Source organism: Sphingobium sp. ba1, from assembly GCF_000743655.1.
Classification (GTDB): domain Bacteria; phylum Pseudomonadota; class Alphaproteobacteria; order Sphingomonadales; family Sphingomonadaceae; genus Sphingobium.
This window is the reverse complement of sequence record NZ_JPPQ01000070.1, coordinates 37,111-39,699: the sequence shown is the minus strand read 5'-3', so window position 1 is coordinate 39,699 and position 2,589 is coordinate 37,111. Positions and strand designations below refer to the sequence as shown.

The following is a 2,589-nucleotide window of genomic DNA, read 5'->3' as shown; positions in this document are numbered from 1 at the left end:
TGTGTCTTTGTGTTTTTGCCCGAAGGCTGGGGCTTGGTCGCGTGCAAGACGGTCGACCATTATCATGTCGAGAATTGCCAGATATTGGGCGAATCGCCGATGGGGTCGGGCTATGCGCGCGCGGTGCGGCTAGCCGCCTGGCAATTCCTGGTCCGCCCCCCGCGCGTGAATGGCAAGCCGCAGGTGGGGAGTTGGGTGCGGATACGGATTGATTATACGCGGTCTGGGGTGCGGGTTGGGGGGTGAGAGGGGCGTAGACAAACGGTTTCTCGATGACGCCGGTATTCACTTGGACTAGCGTATCGCCATGGATAATGAGAAAGCCGGAAGCGTATATCGCACCGCTCGCCGCCACATGTTCGGCACATTCGTCGCTATGTTAGCGATCATCTGGGGAGTGCCATTGCTCCTCAGCGCATTCGGTTTATCCTCGCAGTTGATTTTGGCGGTGGTTTTACCTTTGTCGCTTGCCTGGCTCGTAATAGCGGGCATTCGCTCCTTTATCATTGCCTGTCCGGCCTGCGGAAAATCGCTCTTCATGCGCGGTATTGTCAGCGTGCCATGGCCAGCAAAGCGGTGTAGCCGATGTGGCAGCGACCTTACGCAAGTTTCACGCTGATCGACGTTTTGTACACGGCCAGCATTCGCCGTTCTCATAGCTCGGCTTCATCGGGATGAAGCGTGTCGGATGATGCGCCAGCGTCGAGCCCCCTCTTCCAACTTCGCCTAAGCGGCTGCGCCGCCAAGGCTGCGTATCCTTCTCCCCGTGGGGGAGAAGGTTTGGGGGGTGGGATTTGTCGCCTCGTACTTACAAATGCCCGTTCGTGCTGAGTAGGGGCTGAGCGAAGTCGAAGTTGAACAGGTCGGACCATCCCCCGGATGGTCCTGAACATGCCGGGGGCATGTTCACCTGTTCAAGTATCGAAGCATCCGCGTAGCGCTTATCCTTCGATACGCTATTTCGACAAGCTCAATAGCTACTCAGGACGAACGGAATGAGTGGGGGCAAATTGTTCTACTACGCCCTACGCGCCGAGAGCGGGGTTTCGTCGGGGCGGAGGGTTAGGACTTCGACGCCGGTGCGGGTGACGGCGACGGTGTGTTCGAACTGGGCGGAGAGTTTGCCGTCGTTGGTGGTGACGGTCCAGCCATCATCCTGGGTCGAGACTTTGCGGCTGCCCTGGTTGAGCATCGGTTCGATGGTGAAGACCATGCCTTCGCGCAAGGGCAGGCCCGTGCCGGGGCGGCCGAAATGGAGGACTTGCGGCTCTTCGTGCATTTCGCGGCCGATGCCGTGGCCGCAATAGTCGCGCACGACGCTATAGCCGTTGCGTTTGGCATGGCGCTCGATCGCAAAGCCGATGTCGCCCAGATGTGCGCCGGGGCGGACCTGGGCAATGCCCTGCCAGAGCGCTTCCTGCGTGACGCGGACGAGGCGGCGGGCGGCGGGGGCGACGTCGCCGACGAGATAGGTTTTGCTGGAATCGGCGATAAAGCCGTTTTTTTCCAGCGTGATGTCGAGATTGATGATGTCGCCGTCGCGGATGATGGTGTTGGCGTCGGGCACGCCATGGCAGACGACATGGTTGATCGAGCAGTTCAGCACATATTGGAAGCCATATTGGCCCTTGCTCGCCGGGCGGGCGGCGAGGTCCAGGGTGATATAGCGGTCGACCAGATCGTTGACGGCCATGGTCGAGAGGCCTGCGAGCGGCTGGCGGTCGAGCATGGTGAAGACCGCGGCGAGCAGCTGGCCCGATTGCCGCATCAGCGCCAGTTCGTCGGGGGTCTTGACCATCTCAGGCGGCGGCCCGTTGCGCCAGTTCGACATGGGCGGCGGCATATTGCTGGCGGACGATGTCATTGAAGGAGAGGGTGGGATTGGCTTCGGCCAACATGCCGATCTTCATCCAATATTCCGCCTGCGCATTGATGGAGCGGCACATCGGCGCGCTGGCGCGGCGGGCGTGTTCGTGGAGGTCGTCGGCGATTTTTACGATGCCCATGGGGTGTCCTGCTATATGAAGCGTATATGGAGCGTATATGGTTCATATGGTTTGGGGTCAAGTTCGGGGCGGGTGTCTGGCGGTTGGCGGCTGGTGTTGAGCCCCCTCTTCCAACTTCGCCTAATCCCGGACTTCGCCGGGATAAGGCTGCGTATCCTTCTCCCCGTGGGGGAGAAGGTTTGGGGCCAATGTGTCGGGATCGGATCGGGCGGGGAGGTTGGCGATGGGGTAGGGGCATTGGATCGACAGGAGGATCTGATGCGGGTTGCGGTTTTGACGTTTGATGGGTTCAATGAGCTGGACAGTTTCGTGGCGCTGGCGTTGCTGAACCGGGTGAAGGGGTGGCGGGCGGAGATATGTGCGCCGGACGCCATAGTCACGTCGATGAACGGGGTTGAGGTGCGGACGCAGCAGCCGCTGGAATGGGCGGCGCAGGCGGACGTGGTGCTGGTCGGTAGCGGGGCGCGGCGGTTGGAGGTGGCCAATGATGCGGCGTTGATGGCGCGCATAAGGCTGGACCCGGCGCGGCAGTTGATCGGGTCGCAATGTTCGGGGGCGCTGATATTGGGGGCGCTGGGGCTGG

The 2,589-nt window shown here is 61.2% G+C and carries 3 protein-coding genes and 2 pseudogenes; 3 read left to right on the top strand and 2 right to left on the bottom strand.

All coding sequences use genetic code 11. The annotated features are described in order from the left end of the window. Both IL54_RS19065 and IL54_RS24380 read left to right on the top strand, forming a co-directional pair. Positions 1-246: pseudogene (locus tag IL54_RS19065) on the top strand (hypothetical protein); the annotation flags it as partial. Between the two features lie 61 nt (positions 247-307). Continuing rightward, positions 308-619 (top strand): hypothetical protein, encoded by a 312-nt coding sequence (locus IL54_RS24380; protein WP_156106318.1) that lies wholly within the window; start codon positions 308-310, stop codon positions 617-619. A 399-nt stretch (positions 620-1,018) separates the two neighbouring features. On the opposite strand, the gene map is transcribed toward IL54_RS24380, so the two are convergent. Further along, positions 1,019-1,798: a type I methionyl aminopeptidase gene (gene map / locus IL54_RS19055; RefSeq protein WP_037479505.1), complete on the bottom strand. Its 780-nt coding sequence runs from the start codon at positions 1,796-1,798 to the stop codon at positions 1,019-1,021. 1 nt (position 1,799) lies between these two features. Continuing rightward, positions 1,800-2,006, bottom strand: a complete 207-nt coding sequence (locus tag IL54_RS19050; RefSeq protein ID WP_037479502.1) for a ParD-like family protein — start codon at positions 2,004-2,006, stop codon at positions 1,800-1,802. Positions 2,007-2,264: 258 nt separating this feature from the next. Between IL54_RS19050 and IL54_RS25085 the strand changes: the two are divergent. Further along, positions 2,265-2,589 (top strand): annotated as a pseudogene (locus IL54_RS25085) (AraC family transcriptional regulator); the annotation flags it as partial.